Annotated in this window: 18 protein-coding genes; 6 read left to right on the forward strand and 12 right to left on the reverse strand. The window is 73.7% G+C overall.

What is annotated here, in order from left to right:
* From rpsG to JHD21_RS12845, 3 genes are all read right to left on the reverse strand, one after another.
* Positions 1 to 457: 30S ribosomal protein S7 (gene rpsG, locus JHD21_RS12835; RefSeq protein ID WP_292675801.1), on the reverse strand; the 457-nt coding region annotated here is incomplete at its 3' end.
* The gene (gene rpsL, locus JHD21_RS12840; RefSeq protein WP_028636428.1) at positions 457 to 831 is read right to left on the reverse strand and encodes a 30S ribosomal protein S12; all 375 of its coding nucleotides are present in this window, start codon (positions 829 to 831) and stop codon (positions 457 to 459) included. The genes rpsL and rpsG, both read right to left, overlap by 1 nt.
* A 217-nt stretch (positions 832 to 1,048) precedes the next feature.
* Complete coding sequence (locus JHD21_RS12845) at positions 1,049 to 2,500, reverse strand: NCS2 family permease (protein ID WP_292675803.1); 1,452 nt, start codon at positions 2,498 to 2,500, stop codon at positions 1,049 to 1,051.
* 77 nt (positions 2,501 to 2,577) lie between these two features.
* On the opposite strand from JHD21_RS12845, the gene JHD21_RS12850 reads away from it, so the two are divergent.
* Positions 2,578 to 2,874 carry a DUF2530 domain-containing protein gene (locus tag JHD21_RS12850; protein ID WP_292675805.1) on the forward strand — a complete coding sequence of 99 codons (297 nt, stop codon included), beginning with the start codon at positions 2,578 to 2,580 and terminating at the stop codon, positions 2,872 to 2,874.
* A gap of 87 nt (positions 2,875 to 2,961) precedes the next feature.
* Here JHD21_RS12850 and JHD21_RS12855 read toward each other — a convergent pair whose 3' ends face one another.
* On the reverse strand, positions 2,962 to 3,750 hold the full coding sequence (locus JHD21_RS12855; RefSeq protein ID WP_292675808.1) for a DUF3027 domain-containing protein: 789 nt from the start codon (positions 3,748 to 3,750) through the stop codon (positions 2,962 to 2,964).
* 245 nt (positions 3,751 to 3,995) lie between these two features.
* Between JHD21_RS12855 and JHD21_RS12860 the strand changes: the two genes are divergently transcribed.
* Entirely contained in the window at positions 3,996 to 5,474 is a 1,479-nt protein-coding gene (locus tag JHD21_RS12860; RefSeq protein ID WP_292675810.1) for an MFS transporter, read from the forward strand.
* A 65-nt stretch (positions 5,475 to 5,539) separates the two neighbouring features.
* Positions 5,540 to 5,935 carry a cold-shock protein gene (locus tag JHD21_RS12865; RefSeq protein WP_292675813.1) on the forward strand — a complete coding sequence of 132 codons (396 nt, stop codon included), beginning with the start codon at positions 5,540 to 5,542 and terminating at the stop codon, positions 5,933 to 5,935.
* A 107-nt stretch (positions 5,936 to 6,042) separates the two neighbouring features.
* Here the strand turns inward: JHD21_RS12865 and JHD21_RS12870 are convergent, their stop codons facing one another.
* Genes JHD21_RS12870 through JHD21_RS12890 form a run of 5 tightly spaced genes read right to left on the reverse strand, consistent with a single transcriptional unit; the run spans position 6,043 to position 10,738 of the window.
* Positions 6,043 to 6,738: a M50 family metallopeptidase gene (locus JHD21_RS12870; protein WP_292675816.1), complete on the reverse strand. Its 696-nt coding sequence runs from the start codon at positions 6,736 to 6,738 to the stop codon at positions 6,043 to 6,045.
* Positions 6,735 to 7,520, reverse strand: coding sequence for a GNAT family N-acetyltransferase (locus JHD21_RS12875; protein ID WP_292675818.1), 786 nt, complete (start codon positions 7,518 to 7,520; stop codon positions 6,735 to 6,737). Before JHD21_RS12875 ends, JHD21_RS12870 begins: the two co-directional genes overlap by 4 nt.
* Positions 7,517 to 8,944, reverse strand: coding sequence for an ATP-dependent sacrificial sulfur transferase LarE (gene larE, locus JHD21_RS12880; protein ID WP_292675821.1), 1,428 nt, complete (start codon positions 8,942 to 8,944; stop codon positions 7,517 to 7,519). Before larE ends, JHD21_RS12875 begins: the two co-directional genes overlap by 4 nt.
* 10 nt (positions 8,945 to 8,954) lie before the next feature.
* Positions 8,955 to 10,235, reverse strand: coding sequence for a hypothetical protein (locus JHD21_RS12885; protein WP_292675823.1), 1,281 nt, complete (start codon positions 10,233 to 10,235; stop codon positions 8,955 to 8,957).
* Complete coding sequence (locus JHD21_RS12890; RefSeq protein WP_292675825.1) at positions 10,232 to 10,738, reverse strand: SigE family RNA polymerase sigma factor; 507 nt, start codon at positions 10,736 to 10,738, stop codon at positions 10,232 to 10,234. Before JHD21_RS12890 ends, JHD21_RS12885 begins: the two co-directional genes overlap by 4 nt.
* A 155-nt stretch (positions 10,739 to 10,893) precedes the next feature.
* On the opposite strand from JHD21_RS12890, the gene JHD21_RS12895 reads away from it, so the two are divergent.
* A complete protein-coding gene (locus tag JHD21_RS12895; protein WP_292675828.1) occupies positions 10,894 to 13,044 on the forward strand; it encodes a S8 family serine peptidase in 2,151 nt (716 codons plus the stop codon).
* A 37-nt stretch (positions 13,045 to 13,081) separates the two neighbouring features.
* Positions 13,082 to 13,861, forward strand: coding sequence for a signal peptidase I (gene lepB / locus JHD21_RS12900; RefSeq protein WP_292675831.1), 780 nt, complete (start codon positions 13,082 to 13,084; stop codon positions 13,859 to 13,861).
* Here lepB and JHD21_RS12905 read toward each other — a convergent pair.
* Positions 13,858 to 14,751, reverse strand: a complete 894-nt coding sequence (locus tag JHD21_RS12905) for a LysR family transcriptional regulator (protein ID WP_292675833.1) — start codon at positions 14,749 to 14,751, stop codon at positions 13,858 to 13,860. The two genes, lepB and JHD21_RS12905, sit on opposite strands and share 4 nt — an antisense overlap.
* 71 nt (positions 14,752 to 14,822) lie before the next feature.
* Here JHD21_RS12905 and JHD21_RS12910 point away from each other — a divergent pair, with 71 nt between their 5' ends.
* Positions 14,823 to 15,530: an amino acid racemase gene (locus JHD21_RS12910; RefSeq protein ID WP_292675835.1), complete on the forward strand. Its 708-nt coding sequence runs from the start codon at positions 14,823 to 14,825 to the stop codon at positions 15,528 to 15,530.
* On the opposite strand, the gene JHD21_RS12915 is transcribed toward JHD21_RS12910, so the two are convergent.
* Positions 15,527 to 15,934 (reverse strand): SRPBCC family protein, encoded by a 408-nt coding sequence (locus tag JHD21_RS12915; protein WP_292675837.1) that lies wholly within the window; start codon positions 15,932 to 15,934, stop codon positions 15,527 to 15,529. The two genes, JHD21_RS12910 and JHD21_RS12915, sit on opposite strands and share 4 nt — an antisense overlap.
* Before the next feature lie 9 nt (positions 15,935 to 15,943).
* Positions 15,944 to 16,398, reverse strand: a 455-nt coding sequence (locus tag JHD21_RS12920; RefSeq protein ID WP_292675841.1) for an FHA domain-containing protein, incomplete at its 5' end; no start/stop codon positions are given.

Consider the following 16,398-nt stretch of genomic DNA (forward strand, 5'->3'; position numbering starts at 1 on the left):
GGGCGAAGGCCTTGTTGGACTCGGCCATCTTGTGGGTGTCCTCGCGCTTCTTCACCGCGGCACCGAGGCCGTTGGACGCGTCGAGGATCTCGTTCATCAGCCGCTCGGACATGGTCTTCTCGCGACGGTCCTGGGCGTAGCCCACGAGCCAGCGCAGCGCCAGCGTGGTGCCCCGGGTGCCCTTGACCTCGATCGGGACCTGGTAGGTCGCACCGCCGACGCGGCGGGACTTGACCTCGATGGCCGGCTTGACGTTGTCCATCGCGCGCTTGAGCGTCACGACGGGGTCGGTGCCGGTCTTCTCACGGCAGCCCTCGAGCGCCGTGTAGACGATGCGCTGGGCGACCTGCTTCTTGCCGTCCTGCAGCACCTTGGAGACGAGCTGGGTGACCAGCTGCGACCCGTAGACCGGGTCGACGTCGAGCGGCCGCTTGGGGGCGGGACCCTTGCGGGGCATTAGCTCTTCTCCTTCTTGGCGCCGTAGCGGCTGCGAGCCTGCTTGCGGTTCTTGACGCCCTGGGTGTCGAGCGTGCCGCGGATGATCTTGTAGCGGACACCGGGGAGGTCCTTCACCCGGCCGCCGCGGACGAGCACGATCGAGTGCTCCTGGAGGTTGTGGCCGACGCCCGGGATGTAGGCCGTGACCTCGACGCCGCTCGACAGGCGCACGCGGGCGACCTTGCGGAGGGCGGAGTTCGGCTTCTTCGGGGTGGTCGTGTAGACGCGCGTGCAGACGCCGCGTCGCTGGGGCGAACCCTTCAGGGCAGGCGTCTTGTTCTTGGACACCTTGTCCTGGCGGCCCTTGCGGACCAGCTGGTTGATGGTGGGCACCTTGGTTGGTTCCCTTTCGTGTTCTCTCGTCACGGCCCAGCGCCTTGCCGGGCACGGTGGTCCTGCGTCCGTGCTTGTGCCTCGATGTGGGACCGGCCGCTCCCCCGCACGATCGGCCGGAGGTCGGCGGGCACGCCGAAGGGTCTGGTCGTTCAGACCCGAGGGTCGAGCGTACTCGCGGCAGGCGTGCAGGGCCAATCGAGAACGCGGGCGGGAGCTACGTCAGCCAGTCGGTGATCGGGCTGATCGCGAAGTAGACCAGGAACATCCCGGACACCACCCACATGAGCGGGTGGACCAGGGCGGCCTTGCCGCGGACGGCCTTGATCAGGACGTAGGCGAGGAAGCCGGCGCCGATGCCGACGGTGATCGAGTAGGTGAACGGCATCAGGACGATGGTGAGGAACGCCGGCAGCGCGATCTCGATGTCGTTCCAGTCGATCTCGGTGACCTGCTGCATCATCAGGAACCCGACCAGGACCAGCGCCGGGACCGCTGCCTCGGACGGGATCAGGGAGACGAGCGGGGCGAGCAGGATGGCCACCAGGAACATCAGGCCGGTGACGACCGAGGCCAGGCCGGTCCGGGCACCCTCCCCGACGCCCGATGCCGACTCGATGTAGCTGGTGTTGGACGAGACCCCGGCCAGGCCTCCGGCGGCCGCGGCGACCGAGTCGACGACCAGGATCCGCTGGGTGTTCGGCGGCGTGCCGTCCTCGTCGAGGAGACCCGCCTCGGCGCCGATCGCCGTCATCGTCCCCATCGTGTCGAAGAAGTCGGCGAGCATCAGGGTGAACACGAGGAGGAGGGCGGCGATGACGCCGACCCGGTCGAACGAGCCGATCAGGCTGAACTCGCCCAGGGTGTCGAAGTCCGGCGTGCTGATGAGGTCGTCGGGGAACTTCGGGATGGTGAGGGCCCACCCCTTCGGGTTGTCGGCGCTGAAGGCACCGAGGTCGGCGACGGACTCGATCACGATCGCGATGGCGCTCATGACCACGATCGAGATGAGGATCGCGCCCTTGACCTTGCGCACCCAGAGCGCGACCAGGAGCGCCAGGCCGATCCCGAACACGAGGACCGGCCACCCCTGGAGCTCGCCCACCCGCCCGAGCTGCAGCGGGACCGACGTGGCGTTGCCCGCGAAGCCGGCGTCCACGAAGCCGATCAGGGCGATGAAGAGGCCGATGCCGACCGAAATGGCGACCTTCAGCTGGGCCGGGATGGCGTGGAAGACCGCCACCCGGAAGCCGGTCAGGACGAGCACCAGGATGATCGCGCCCTCGATCACGACCAGCCCCATCGCGTCCGCCCAGGTCATCTCGCTGGCGATGGCGAAGGCGACGAACGCGTTGAGCCCCAGTCCGGTCGCCAGGGCCAGCGGGTAGTTGGCGACGACGCCCATCAGGATGGTGAGCACGCCGGCGACCAGCGCGGTGCCCGCGGCGATGGCGGCCAGGTTGCTGCCGTCCCCGGGCCCGCCCCCGAGGAAGTCGCCCTCGATGTCGGGAGCGAAGCCGAGGATCAGCGGGTTCAGCACGATGATGTAGCCCATCGTGAAGAACGTGACGACCCCGCCGCGGAGCTCGCGCCCGACGGTCGAGCCGCGCTCGGTGATCCTGAAGTAGCGGTCGAGGCCCGAGGCCCCCGTGCCGGTCCGAGTGGTCACGGACGGATCCTGGCATTTCCGGATGACCCGGGAAATGCTCTCGTGTCCGTGTCGTGCGATCGGGCTACGGTGGGCCCGTGGAGCTCCGCGACAACCAGCCGACGCAGCACGAGATCGGCAACCGGACCTACATCGTCGCCGACGTCGAGCCGCTCGACCTCGACGGCGTCCGCACCGTCGAGGTCGGGACGGTCGCCTTCCTGCTCGGGTTCCTGGCGCTCCTGCCGTTCTACGGCTCCCTGGCCGACGACGGCCGCACCTGGTGGCTGTGGACCTGCCTGGCCGGCTTCGGGCTGGGGCTGTTCGGCATCGAGTACTGCCGGCGCCGCCGGGCGGCGCGCAGGCGGCGGGACGAGGAGTCGACGGAGGGGTAGGTCCCAGCCCCGGCTTGCGTGGTCTCGAGACAGGCGCTGCGCGCCTTCCTCAACCTCCGAGCGTCGCTCGGACCTCGCGTCGCGTGATCACCACGCCTCGACCTCGTCGACGGTGAGCGTGTCGAAGACGTGGTCGGGGATGGGGACGGGCGCGTGCTTCTTGGCGAGCCGCACCTCGGAGTGGGCGCCGCAGCCGTGGTCGAAGGTCACCACCCGGCCGTCGTCGTTGGCGTCGCCGTTGGCGCAGACGCCGAACGTCTCCGCGAGGGGGCCGGCCAGCCGCATCAGGAAGCCGCAGGAGTAGCAGCGGTCGGGGGCCGCCTGGGCGATCGGTGAGTCCGGCCCGCCGTCGCCGTCCGCCCAGCGCTCGGCCGCGAGGTCGCGGCCCTCGGGCGACAGCGTGCGGACCCGGCCGAGGCCGAGGTCCTTGGCGACCTGCCGGATCTGCGCCTTCTCGTCCGTGTCGAGCGGGTCGTCGCCGAAGGAGTACGTCGGCACCAGCCGGGGGTCGTCGTCGTCGACGGGCAGCAGGTCGCCGGGCGACATGTCGCCCGGCTGCAGCCGCTCGCGGTAGGGCACCCACTCCGGGGCCACGACGGCGGCGTCGCCGGGGACCAGCACGACCTCGTCGACCGTGACGTGCCGCTGCCGGGACGCGCGGGCGACGGTCACGGACCAGTGCCACCCGACGTACCCCTTGCGGGTGCAGGCGAACTGGTGGCTCACCACCCGCTCGCCCTCGGCCACCACGCCGAGGTGCTCGCCGACGTCGGCCTGGCCGACGTCCTCGACGAGTGCGTCCCGGGCCGCCTCGACCGCCGCCGCGGCGACGTTGTCAGGCTTGCTGCGCGTGGTCACAGCGGAGATCGCGTTCACAGGGGCAGCATGACTGATGGATCGCAGAAGTGTCAGCCCGGGACGGTTCTTCGGGGCGTCCGCCAGAGCGTGTCTCCCTACTCGGCGCCGTCGCGAGCGGCGTTTCGAACCGATCGGGCAAGGCGGCGGAGCGAAGACGTGCTCGATCGCCCATCGAGCGACGCCAGCGCGGCCAGATCGGGAGCGAAGCGCCGCGCAGCAGGCGGGGAGTAAGAAGACATTCCCTAGCAGGGCAGGATGTGGCCATGCCCGACGAGCAGCGCTGGCGGGACGCCCATCCCGGCGCCGGACCGCCGGACCCGCGGGCGACGGAGCCGTTGGGCCGGAGGGTCGGGCGCGGGCTGGGCTCGACCGCCCGGGCGACCGGCCGGGGCCTGGCGGGAGTGGCGCGCGGCACCTCCCGGGCGAGCCGGTACACGGTCGCCCAGGCACGCCGGGCCTCGGAGGCGCAGGGCGCCGCCGAGTCCGGCCTGTCGCGGCTGATCCAGATGCACGTCTTCAACACCGCCGGCGACGCGGCGGTGGCCATCTCGCTCGCCGGGAGCCTGTTCTTCGCGGTGCCGTCGGGCGAGGCGCGCGGCCAGGTCGCCCTGTTCCTGGGCCTCACGATGCTGCCGTTCGCCATCGTCGCGCCGCTCATCGGGCCGTTCCTCGACCGGTTCGCGCACGGCCGCCGGTGGGCGATCGGCGCCACGATGGCGCTGCGCGCGTTCCTCTGCTGGGTCCTGGCCTCGTCGGTCGACGACGGCTCGGCGCTGGTGTTCGCCGCGGCCCTGGGCGTGCTCGTCTCGTCCAAGGCCTACGGCGTCACCCGGGCCGCCGCCGTACCCCGCCTCCTCCCCCGCGACTTCACCCTGGTCAGGGCCAACGGCCGGGTCTCCCTCTCCGGGATCGTGGGCGCCACGGTCTCGGCGCCGATCGCGGGCCTCGCGTCGCTGGCGGGGTCGGAGTGGTCGCTGCGCTACGCGTTCCTGATCTTCGTGATCGCCACCATCTGCGCGATCCGGCTGCCGGCCGCCGTCGACTCGAGCGAGGGCGAGGGCGAGCTGGCGTGGCGCGGCGAGGAGGGCAGCACCTCCCGCCGCGGTCGCCGGCGGACCACGATCCCCGGCCCGGTGGCGTTCGCGCTGCGGGCCAACCTCGGGCCCTGGTTCCTCTCCGGGTTCCTGCTGATGTTCGTCGCGTTCCTGCTCCGCGACCCCGACGTGCGACCCGACAGCCCGCTGGGCGCGGGCGTGATGATCGGCATCGTGGTCGGCGCCGCCGGCCTCGGCCGCACCCTCGGCACCGTGACGGCGTCCTCGCTGAGCCGGATCACGCCGTCCGTCGCGGTCGTCGTGGCGCTGCTCGCCGATGCGGCCGCCGCCCTGGTCGCCGCGCTGTTCTACGGCGTCTGGTCGCTGGCGCTGCTCGGCCTGGTCGCCGGGCTGGCGCAGGCGATGGCGAAGTTCTCGCTGGACGCGACCATCCAGCGGCACGTGCCGACGCTGGTGCAGGCCAGCGCCTTCGGGCGCAGCGACACGACCTGTCAGCTCGCCTGGGTCATCGGCGGCTTCGTCGGCATCGCGCTCCCGCTCGACCCGCCGCGGCTCGGCCTGCTCGTGGCGTTCGCGGTGCTGATGGCCTGGTCGGTGTTCGTGGTGTCCAGCCGGCCGCGGCCGGGCCAGCGCGGCGGCGTACGCCCGGCGCGAAACCCGGTACAGGGCTCCATGGAGGCCGGATAGGGTTGGCGGCTGCCGTCGCCTCCGCGCGGCGATCCCCCGCGAGAACGATGGAAGAGGTCTGAGCCGTGCCCACTGGCAAGGTGAAGTGGTACGACGCCGAGAAGGGCTTCGGGTTCCTGTCCCAGGAGGACGGGCCCGACGTCTACGTGCGCTCGGAGGCCCTTCCCGACGGGGTCACCACGCTCAAGTCCGGCACCCGCGTGGAGTTCGGCATCGCCCAGGGCCGGCGCGGCGACCAGGCGCTCCAGGTCAAGGTGCTCGACGCGCCCGCCTCGGTGAGCCGCAACATCTCGGCCGGCAAGCGCAAGAAGCCCGACGAGATGGTCCCCATCATCGAGGACCTGATCCGCACCCTCGACGACATCGGCGAGACCTACCGGCACGGCCGTCACCCCGACCGCGCCTTCGCCCGTCCCCTGGCCAAGGCGCTGCGGGAGATCGCGGACGAGCTGGAGCTGTAGCGGGGCCGGGCGGGGTCCCCGGATATCCGGGGAGACCGACGCTTCTGCACCGAGATCTCGGTGCAGAAGCGACAGAGTCACCGGACATCCGGTGACTCCGCCCGCCCTCAGACCAGCTCCGGCGCCAGCATCCCCACGCCGAGCACCAGGCCCGCACAGTTGGCGGCCAGCAGCAACAGCGTCCACAGCACCGCCGGGAGGTGCGTGAGCGCGGCGAGCTGGTCGGGGTCCGACGTGCGCGAGCGGCCGCGGCCCCGGCCGAGCAGCTCGAGCAACGGCCGGGGCGCGGCGAGCAGCAGCGTCCAGGTCATGAGGTACGCCGCCACCGACTGTGCGTCCTCGGAGCCCCACCAGGTCAGCGCGAACAGGCCGCCGCCGAGCACCAGCACGACCAGCAGGCCGTAGCCGTTGCGCACCCAGACCAGCAGCCCGGCCAGCAGCAGCACCAGCAGCCAGAGCAGCCCGACCCCGTGACCCTTGCCGAGCAGGTACGCCGCGAGCAGCCCGAGCAGGGCGGGTGCCAGGTAGCCCGCGGCGAGCATCAGCACCATCCCCGGCCCGCGCGGCTTGCCGCGCGAGACGGTCAGGCCGGACGTGTCCGAGTGCAGGCGGATCCCGGTCAGCCGGCGGCCGACCAGCACCGCGGCGACGGCGTGCCCCGCCTCGTGGGCGACCGTGATGCCCAGCCGCACCTGCGGCCAGGCCACCACCACGAGGAGCAGCGCGAGGACGCCGGTCACGAGGACGAACCCCGGCTCGGGCACCGGCTGCCGCGCCGACACCTGGTCCCAGAGCTCGGTCACGGCACCGAGACGCGGTAGCCCCGCTCCTCGCCGTACGCCGCGAATCCGGCCCGGCGCAGGATCGGGGCGGAGGTCTCGACCCGGCCCTTGACCAGCGCCAGCCGGCAGCCGCGCGCGAGTCCGGCGCGGAGCCGGTGGTCCAGCACGGCGCGGTAGACACCTGTTCCCCGGGCCTCCGGGAGGACGGCGCCTCCCCAGAGCCGCAGCACGTCGCCGGCGACGGTGAGGCCCCCGGTTCCGAGTGGCTCGCCGCCGCGGTAGGCGACCAGCATCGGGTCACGCCCGCCCTCGGCGACGGACTCGAGGGAGGTGAGCAGCTCCTCCTCGGTGCGCAGGGTGCCGCCGAAGACCTCGACCCCGATCCGGTCGTAGTCCCGCAGCGTCTCGAGGTCGCCGACCGCGCGCACCTCGACGTCACCCGGGGCGTCCAGGTCGAACGGCGCGCGGGTGAGATCGAGGGCCAGGACCGCGAGCGTCTCGCAGCGCGTCGCGCCCCGGCCGACGAGGTGCGCCTCGAGCCCCTCCGGGCGGGTGAGGTCGCCCAGTCCCATGATCGCGACCTGCTCGCGGTCGAGCGCGGCGGCGGCGCCCAGGACGTCGTCGACGACGTCCTGCGGGTCGCGGGTCGAGTCGAACGCCGCCGGCATCGCCGCGGTCGGCTCGGAGAAGTAGTCGGGGTACGCGACCACCCGGTACTCCGGGGTGCGCAGCTCCCGTGCGAACGGCGGCACCCACACCCACTCGGCGGCCCGGGCGAGGACGTCGGCGGCGTCGAGGGTCACCGCGCGAGCGCCTCGTTCATCGACCCCGACCGGAAGCCGCGCGCGTCGACCTCGGCCTCGGTGAAGCCGGCCTCGCGGACACCGGTCAGCACCCGCCCGAGCACGGCGTCGGCCAGCGGCAGGAGGTCGGCGTCGACCTCCACGGACGCCCGGTCGGCGCCCAGGTCGCGGACCCGGAGGTTGCGGACCGAGGGGAGCTCCCGGCGTACGACGGCCTCGGCCCGCTCCACCCGGGCCAGCGCGTGCGGCGTGACCTCGACGCCGTAGGCCACCCTCGACGACAGGCACGCGGCGGCCGGCTTGTCCCAGGTGGGCAGGTCCCACCTGTGGGACGCCTCGCGCACCTGGGCCTTGGTCAGGCCGGCGTCCCGCAGCGGTGCGACCGCGCCGCGCTCGTCCGCGGCGCGGATGCCGGGCCGGAAGCCGGCGACCGCGTCGTCGGCGTTGGTGCCGGTGGCGACGACGGCCAACCCGCGCGAGGCGGCGATCGAGGACAACACCTCGACCAGCTCGGCCTTGCAGAAGAAGCAGCGGTCCGAGCCGTTGGCGCGGTAGCCGTCGCGGTCCATCTCGTGGGTCTCCGGCGTGAGCACCTCGACCCCGAGCGACTCGGCGAACGCCCGTGCGGGGTCGCGCTCGACCTCGGGCAGCGAGTGCGAGTAGCCGGTCGCCGCGACCACCCGGTCCGCGCCGAGCGCCCGGACGGCGGCGGCGAGCAGGAACGCGCTGTCGGCGCCACCGCTGTAGGCCACCAGGACCGAGCCCCGCTCGCGCAGGTCGGCCTCGAGGGCGGCCAGCCGGGTCGTGAGAACGTGCTCGTCGAGCCACGCCGGGAACTCCTCGAGCGACTCGAGCACGACGTGGGTGCCGGCGCCCAACAGCTCCTCGCGGGTGCAGCCGCCGGTCAGCACCGACACGCTCAGCGCATCCGCGGCCAGCGCGCCCTCGACGTCGTGGACGTGGTCGCCGACGTAGATGCTCGCGCCCTCGCGGCGCAGCACCTCGGCCTTGCCGACGCCCCAGACCCAGCCCTCGAGCACGTCGACGTCGAGACCGAGGTGCTCGCGGTGCAGCCGCGCGTTCTCCGGGAACTTGCCGGTGACCACGACGGTGCGGCCGCGGTGCGCACGGACCGCCGCGAGCGCCTCGTGGGCGCCCGGCAGGACCGGCACCGGCTCGATCGCGTACGACGGGTAGAGCGCCCGGAACCGGTCGCCGGCCGGCCCGACCGCCTCGGCGGGCAGGTGCGGCTCCAGGATCATCTCCAGCGGCGGGCCGAGCTGGGAGGTGAGCTCGGCGACCGGGAACTCGACACCGAGCTCGGCGCCGAGCGCCTCGAGCGTCCGCGCGAACCCCGGCACCGTGTCGATCAGGGTCATGTCCAGGTCGAAGCCCACGGCGAGCGGGGCGGGTGACGAGGGCATGCCGGAAAGCCTAGGTGGCTCCACCCACCGTCCGGCGACGGTGCCGGGCCAGCCAGACGAGGACCGACCCGACCAGGAGGACGGCCAGGCCACCGAGGAGCTGGCGCCACAGCCACAGGACGTCCCAGTAGCGCCACTCCACGACCCCGGGTCCTGGCTGAGCGGGGCCTGCCAGGGCTCGAGTCGAGAGCATCCCGCAGGTGGTCTCGCCCCACTGGCCGGCTGGTTCGACGACCACCTCGCCGGTCGCGACGTCGACGAGCCCGCCGTACTCCCAGGCCAGGACCTGGTCGCTCTGCCACGCCATCAGACAGGTGTCCGACAGACGATCACGCCAGTCCCAGTCGTCGAGCAGAGCGCCGGTGCGGGTGTCGAAGACGTACAAGCGGCGCTCCGCGTCCCGGTCGACCCTCTCGTCGCCCCTGACAGCGATCTTCGAGCCGTCCCCGGACAGCCGTGCCGACCACTGCCCCCACACCTTGAAGTCTCTTGGGATCGCGAGGTCGACGCGGTCGAGGACCTCCCCACTGGGATCGACGGTCTTCAGCGTGCCGGCGCCGCTCAGGATCGCGAGTCGGTCCGCAGCCAGCCAGCCCACCGGCCAGTTGCCGACACCGACCTCACGGACCTCGCCGTCAACACCGAGCAACAGCGGGCCGGGTTTCGACTCCTCGACTGCGCTGCCGTTCACAGCCAGCCATCGGTTGTCCGGCGACCACAGCTGCGGGGTCTGCCCGCTCTCGAAGTAGGCCTGTCCGGTCAGCATCTCGTCGTCGTAGGACCGACCGTCGCCTACCTCGGGGAATCCCGTCCGCGCACCCGTGACCAGGTCGACGAAGACGTACTCGCTCCGGTCGTCCGTCTTCTGAGCGAGGTAGCCGAGCATCCGGCCGTCATCCGACAGAGCCGGAGTTTCGCCACCCCCCGGGGAGATTCCGGGGAGCCGCCAGCTGCGGCCCGCACTGTCGAAGACGACCCACTCGCTGGCCCCCTCGAGTTCCATCACCCCGGCCATCAAGCCGGGCTTGTCGGGTAGCTCCGTGAGTGCGATCGGTCTGGGGACCTCCGAGGGGTAGCCCGAGCCCCCGCCGTCGGCGGGGTCGGCCCGTCGCGGTGCATCGAAACCCAGCACGCCCAGACCGACGACGACGCCGAGCACGGCCGCCGCGGCCGCTCCGACTGCGGACCGGCGACGACGCCGCGCGGTCCCGGTCCGCCAGGCCAGGTCGATGTCGGGGGTGACCCGCGGGGGCACGTCCCGGACCAGGTCCTCGAGCAGGTCGTGGGTCATGGGCCTTCTCCTGGGGCGAACGCGGCGAGGTGTTCCGGAGCGGCGGCACGCAGTCGGGCGAGCGCCTCGCGGGCGGTGGACTTCACGGTGCTGACCGAGCAGCCGAGGACGGCCGCGGTCTCGACCTCGGTGAGGTCCTCGTAGAAGCGCAGGGACAGGACCGCCCGCTGCCGGGGCGTGAGCCTGAGCAGCGCGTCCCGGAGGACCAGCCGGCGGTCCGGGTCCCGCTCACCGTGCGCCGAGGGCTCGGGCGCCTCGGCTCCGAGCACCTCGCGGGGCCGGCTGCGCCGCCGCCGCCAGGCGTCGACCGCGAGGTTGTGCATGACCCGGCGCGCATAGGCGTCGGGAGCGCCCTGCCGGCGGACCCGGCGCCACCGCTGCGCGACCCGGGTCAGCGTCTCCTGCACCAGGTCCTCGGCGAGGTGCACGTCACCGGTGAGGAGGTACGCCGAGCGCGCCAGGGCGGCGCTGCGGGCGTGCGCCCACTGCTCGAACTCCTCCACACCCCTATCCACGCACGCGGACCCGCGCGCGGGTGGGAGGTCGCCCAGGTCACGTGGAAGGTTGCCCGAAGCAGGCGCCGCAGTGGGACACCTGGGACAGAATGGACGTTTCGGACCCGAACGGACGACCAGACGTCCGAGGCGAGGAGACACAGGTGCGCAGGCAGGGGGTAGGGCGGCGCGCGGTCTCGCTCGCCGTCCCGGCGCTCCTCGGCACCCTGGTCGCGGCCACCCCGGTGGTCGCGCACCCGGCCAGCGCGAGCCCGGCCAGCGCGAGCCCGGCAACCGCGGCCGACGACACCGCTCTCTACCTGGTGACCTTGGACGGGCCGGGCACCTCGCGCACGCAGACGGTCCTCCCCACCGAGGTCCTCTCGGTCTGGATGCGGGGCGCCCAGGACCAGGTCCTGGCATCGGTGGGTGCCGAGGAGCCGGTCTACCGCTGGACCACCGCGTTGTCGGGCGTCGCGGTCCGGCTCACCGAGGAGCAGGCGGACCGGCTGGCCGCCGACCCCCGGGTCGCCCTGGTCGAGCCGGACCGGGTGCTCCAGCTCGCCGGCACGCCCACCCCCGTGGCCGGGCCGGCCGGGTCGGGCGGCTCGGCTCGTGGTGGGGCGGGGACCGTGATCGGGTTCGTCGACTCGGGCATCACCCCCGAGGGACCGGTCTTCGCGGACGGGCCGGCGCTCGGCCCGCCACCGGCCGGGTTCGGCGGCGAGTGCCGCACCGCGCCGGACTGGCCCGCGAGCGCCTGCACCTCCAAGGTCGTCGGCGCCCAGTGGTTCGTGGACGGCTTCGGCGCCGACCGGGTCCGGGACGTCTCGTCCATGTCCGCCCGCGACGACGTCGGGCACGGGACCGCGGTCGCCTCGGTCGCGGCCGGCAACAGCGGTCTCACCGCCCGCGTGCACGGGCAGCGGCTGGGCAGCTTCGCCGGAGTCGCACCGGACGCCCGGGTGGCGGCGTACAAGGCCTGCTGGACCGCACCCGACCCCGACGACGACGGCTGCTCGGCGGCGGACGTCGTCAGCGCGATCGACCGGGCCACCGCCGACGGCGTGGACGTGCTCAACGTGTCGGTCGCCGGCACCGACGGTCGCGACCCGGCCCAGGACACCGTCCAGCGGGCGCTGCTCGGCGCCGCCGAGGCCGACATCGTCGTCGTCGCCGCCGCCGGCAACGGCCGCGGTGACGTCGCGTTCGCCGCTCCGTGGGTGACCACCGTGGGAGCGACGACCGGCGACGTACGCCGCGGGCTCGTGATCCGCGGGGGCGCCCCCAGGATCCCCGGCGTCATGGTCTCCCCGCGGAGCGCGGGTCCGGCGCGGCTCGTCGTCGGCGCCGACGCGGGCGCGGCGGGCAGCAGCGCCCGCGAGGCCCGGCTGTGCGTGCCCGGCAGCCTCGACGCGGCCGCGGTCGCCGGGGGCATCGTGCTGTGCGAGCGAGGCGGCGTCGCCCGCACCGACAAGTCGCTCGCTGTGCGCCAGGCCGACGGGGTGGGCATGGTGCTGGCCAACCGGCTGCCCGGCTCGCTCGACCCGGACCTGCACGCCGTGCCCACCGTGCACGTGGACGCGACGGCCGGACGGGACCTGCGGCGGTGGCTCGAGCGTCGTCCCGCCGGCCGCGTCACGCTGCGCTCGCAGGGCATCGCCACGCCCGCACCGCGGCTGGCCGGCTGGTCGCGCACCGGCGACCTCCGGTCGGGCCTGGTCGCCCCGGACGTGCTGGGGGTGGGCACCGGCGTGCTCGCCGCCGACCGGCCGGGCACCAACGGGACGCGCTGGCAGCTCGTCAGCGGGACGTCGGTGGCCGCCGCCCGGGTCAGCGGTGCGGCGGCGCGGCTGCTGGCGGAGCGCCGGTGGTCGGCCGTCGAGCTGCGCAGCGCCATGGCCGGTACGGCGCTCCCGGTCGGCGGGCGCACCGACGGCGCGGGACTGGTCCGCCCCGACGCCGCCGCCTCGGCCCCGCTCGGTGTGCTGGTCGCCGACACCGACTACCGGGGCTGGCTCGACGGACGCCGCGCGGAGCTGGGCACCGGCCCGCTCGTGCTCGGCCCGGACCGGCGTACGACGACCCGCACGGTGACCAATCTGACCCGGCGTACCCAGACGTTCACCGCCCGGGTCGTCGGGCTCGACCGGCTCGGGCTGACGCCGGCGAGCGTCACCCTGGCGCCGGGCGAGTCCACCGACGTCACCCTCGGCCTCACCGGACCCGTGGCCGCCGGGGACACGGGCGTCGTGGAGTGGCGTGGCACGTCCGGTGGTGCGGTCGTCCGCTGGTCCGTCGTCCTGGCGCGGTGACCGCGGCCGGTGCGCAGCCGGTGGGTAGGGTCACCGCGTGACCTCCCCGGACGTCGGTCCCGCGACCGACCTGCCCCCCGCCTCGGAGGACGCGAAGGAGACCAAGAAGGACAGCCCGGGGCGCGCGCTCAGGGAGACCCTGCTGCTGCTGACCTTCGCGATCCTGCTCGCGCTGGTGGTCAAGACCTTCTTCGTCCAGTCCTTCTACATCCCGTCGGAGTCGATGGAGCCCGGCCTGGTCGTCAACGACCGGATCCTGGTGCAGAAGCCGTCGTACTGGAACGGCGAGCCGCAGCGCGGCGACGTCATCGTCTTCGACGACCCGGGTGACTGGCTGAGCGGTCTGCAGAACCCGCAGCCCCAGAACCTGCTCGCCCGGGGGCTGTCGAAGATCGGGCTCTACCCGACCGGCGGTCACCTCGTGAAGCGGGTGATCGGCGTCGAGGGTGACGTGATCGTCTGCTGCGACGCGGAGGGCCGGCTCAGCGTCAACGGCCAGCCGATCGACGAGAGCGGCTACCTCAAGGAACGCAGGGCCAAGAAGCCCTGCAACGGACCGATGATCCCCAGCTGCAGCTGGACCGCGGGCCCGGTGCCCGAGGACAGCCTGTTCGTCATGGGTGACAACCGGGCCAACTCGGCCGACTCGTCGGTGCACATCTGCCGCAAGCGCGACGACTGCGACCCGACGGAGGGCTACGTGCCGGTCGACCTGGTCGTCGGCAAGGTCTTCGCCCTGGCCTGGCCGCCGGGACGGGCCGAGTTCGTCGGACGTGCCGACGCGTTCGAGGACGTTCCCGACCCGGAGTCGGACTAGCCCGGAGGCGCGCCCTGGCCGGCCAGCTCCCGGACCAGGGCCGCGGTCGCCGGCACCCGCTCGGCGCCGGGTCGGTGCACGATGCCGTAGGTCCGGGTGCCGAACGACGCCTGCTCGCGCGCGACCACGCCCGGGTGCCGGTAGGCGTCCAGCGCCGAGTGCGGCAGCAGGGTGACGCCGAGCCCGACCGCGACCAGGTTCTGCACCACGACGTAGTCGTCGCTCACGTGTCGCACCGAGGGCGCGAAGCCGGCCGCGGCACACAGTGCGACGGCGTGCGCCCGGCAGCGTGCGCAGCCGACGATCCACGGCTCGCCGGCGAGCTGCGCCAGGGCGATCCGCCGCCGCCCGGCGAGCGGGTGGTCGACGGGCAGCACCAGGGCGACCGGCTCCGCGGCCAGCGGTCGCCAGACCAGGCCCCGGCCGGCCGCCGGGTCGCCGTCGTAGCCGAACACCAGCGCGAGGTCGACGTCCCCGGACTCGAGCAGCCCGAGGGCCTCCGGCGGCTCGACCTCGGTGAGCTCGACGTCGACGTCGGGATGGCGGGCCCGCAGGCCGGCGACCGCGCGGGGGACGAGCGTCGCCGCCGCGCTGGGATAGGCGGCGAGCCGGGCCCGACCTCGTCGCAGCGAGGTGAGGTCGGCGAGCTCCTCCTCGGCCAGGTGCAGCTGGAGCGCGACCTGGTCGGCCCGGTCGAGGAGCCGGGCACCGGGCTCGGTCAGCTCCACGCCGCCGGGGCCGCGCAGCAGCAGCGGCACCCCCACCGCGCGCTCCAGCGCGGCGAGGTGCTGGCTCACCGCCGGCTGGGTCCAGCCGAGGGCCCGGGCCGCGGCGCTGATCGAGCCGGCCCGGGCGACCTCGCGGAAGATGAGCAGCCGTCGGGCATCCATAAGCATTGATTATGGCTCGCCCTACGAGTTCACGGCTTCCTTCTGGCCAGCCGTCGGCGCACGATGAGGGCATGCGCAAGATCGGCCTCGTCGGCGGCATGAGCTGGCACTCGACCCTGGAGTACTACCGCGTCCTCAACGAGCAGGTCGCCGCCACCCGCGGCGGGCACGCCTCGGCCCGGGTCGTGCTCGAGTCGCTCGACTTCGCCGAGATCCGCGAGTGCCAGCAGACCGGGGACTGGCGCCGGGCCGGACGGCTGCTCGCCGAGGCAGCGCTGCGCTGCCAGGCGTCAGGGGCCGAGGTCGTGGTCATCTGCACCAACCTGATGCACCGGGTGGCCGACGAGGTCGAGGCGGCGCTCGACGTCCCGCTGCTGCACATCGCCGACGCGATCGCGGACGCCGCACACGCCCGGGGCTGGTCCCAGGTCGGTGTGCTCGGCACCTCGTGGGTGGCGGCGGAGGACTTCTACGTCGGACGGCTGGCCCGCAACGGGCTGCGGGTGCACGTCCCCTCGCCCGACGAGCAGACCGAGATCGACCGGGTGATCTTCGAGGAGCTGACGCTGGGGCGGGTCGAGGAGCCGTCGCGGGCGGCGTACGCCGAGGTGATCGGGCGGCTGCGCGACGCCGGCGCCGAGGCGGTCGTGCTGGCCTGCACGGAGGTGGGCCTCCTGGTGCGGCCCGAGGACTCCGTGCTGCCCCTGCTGGACTCCGCGGACATCCACGCCGAGGCAGCAGCGGCGTTCGCCGTGGCCGAGCCGGCCGGGGTGTCCTAGCCTGCCTCGGCCATCCGGGTGAGCGCCTCCATCGCCTTCGGGGCGTCGGCGGTCACCATGGGGCCGATGTCGTCGGCACCGGGTCCGGTGATGACGGTGCTGACCGTGACCTCGGCACCGTCCTCGTGCGGGCGGACCACGTGGTCGATCTCGATCACCAGGTCGCCCATGGTGAGCCGGTCCAGGTAGCGGGCACCCGGCTCGACGATCTCGAGGGTGACCGGCACCTCGATCCCACCGGTGAGGACCATCGTGCCGGCGGCGCCCTCGCCGAAGTGGCCCTCGAAGGCGACCGACTCGACCGCCGGGTCCCAGGAGGGCCAGGTCGTGGGGTGGCTCCAGAGGGCCCAGACGGCCGCCGGGGTCGCGGACGTGGTGACGGTGCGGGAGTAGTCGAACGTCATGGCGGGACCCTACTGAGCGGGTGGGTCGAGCCGGGCGACGGTCATCTCCCGGTCGCCGAAGCGCACCCGGTCGCCGTGCTTCAAGGTGGCCGGCCGGCCGCCCTCGAGCGGCTTGTAGAGGCCGCCGCGGACCAGGACCGAGCCGTTGGTGGACCCGCGGTCCATGACCACCAGGGCCCCGTCCGGCACGACCTGGAACTGGGCGTGCGTCTTGGAGAGCGACATGTCCGACGACGTGAGCGCGAGCAGCGTGCCCACCGGCTCGCCGGGGCGAGGCTCCGGCCGCCGTCCCACGAGCACCAGGCCCTGGACCTCGAGCTCCTCGCCGGTGTCGAACGTGACCCGCCAGTGAGACACCTGGCGGATCCGCCGACCGGGGGGCGCCGCCTCGGGCGGAGGTGCGCTCGGCCTCGGACCGTGGCCGTCCGGGGTCGCGCCGACCAGGGGCCAACCCAGTCCCTGGC

This window comes from Nocardioides sp., assembly GCF_016462705.1.
In the GTDB taxonomy this organism is placed as follows: Bacteria; Actinomycetota; Actinomycetes; order Propionibacteriales; family Nocardioidaceae; genus Nocardioides.

Excerpts from the sequence above, each read along its gene's own strand:
- JHD21_RS12885 (WP_292675823.1), bottom strand. The coding sequence starts at position 10,235 with ATGACCCACGACCTGCTCGAGGACCTGGTCCGGGACGTGCCCCCGCGG.
- larE (WP_292675821.1), bottom strand. The coding sequence starts at position 8,944 with ATGCCCTCGTCACCCGCCCCGCTCGCCGTGGGCTTCGACCTGGACATG.
- JHD21_RS12910 (WP_292675835.1), top strand. The coding sequence starts at position 14,823 with ATGCGCAAGATCGGCCTCGTCGGCGGCATGAGCTGGCACTCGACCCTG.
- JHD21_RS12860 (WP_292675810.1), top strand. The coding sequence starts at position 3,996 with ATGCCCGACGAGCAGCGCTGGCGGGACGCCCATCCCGGCGCCGGACCG.
- JHD21_RS12905 (WP_292675833.1), bottom strand. The coding sequence starts at position 14,751 with ATGGATGCCCGACGGCTGCTCATCTTCCGCGAGGTCGCCCGGGCCGGC.
- JHD21_RS12915 (WP_292675837.1), bottom strand. The coding sequence starts at position 15,934 with ATGACGTTCGACTACTCCCGCACCGTCACCACGTCCGCGACCCCGGCG.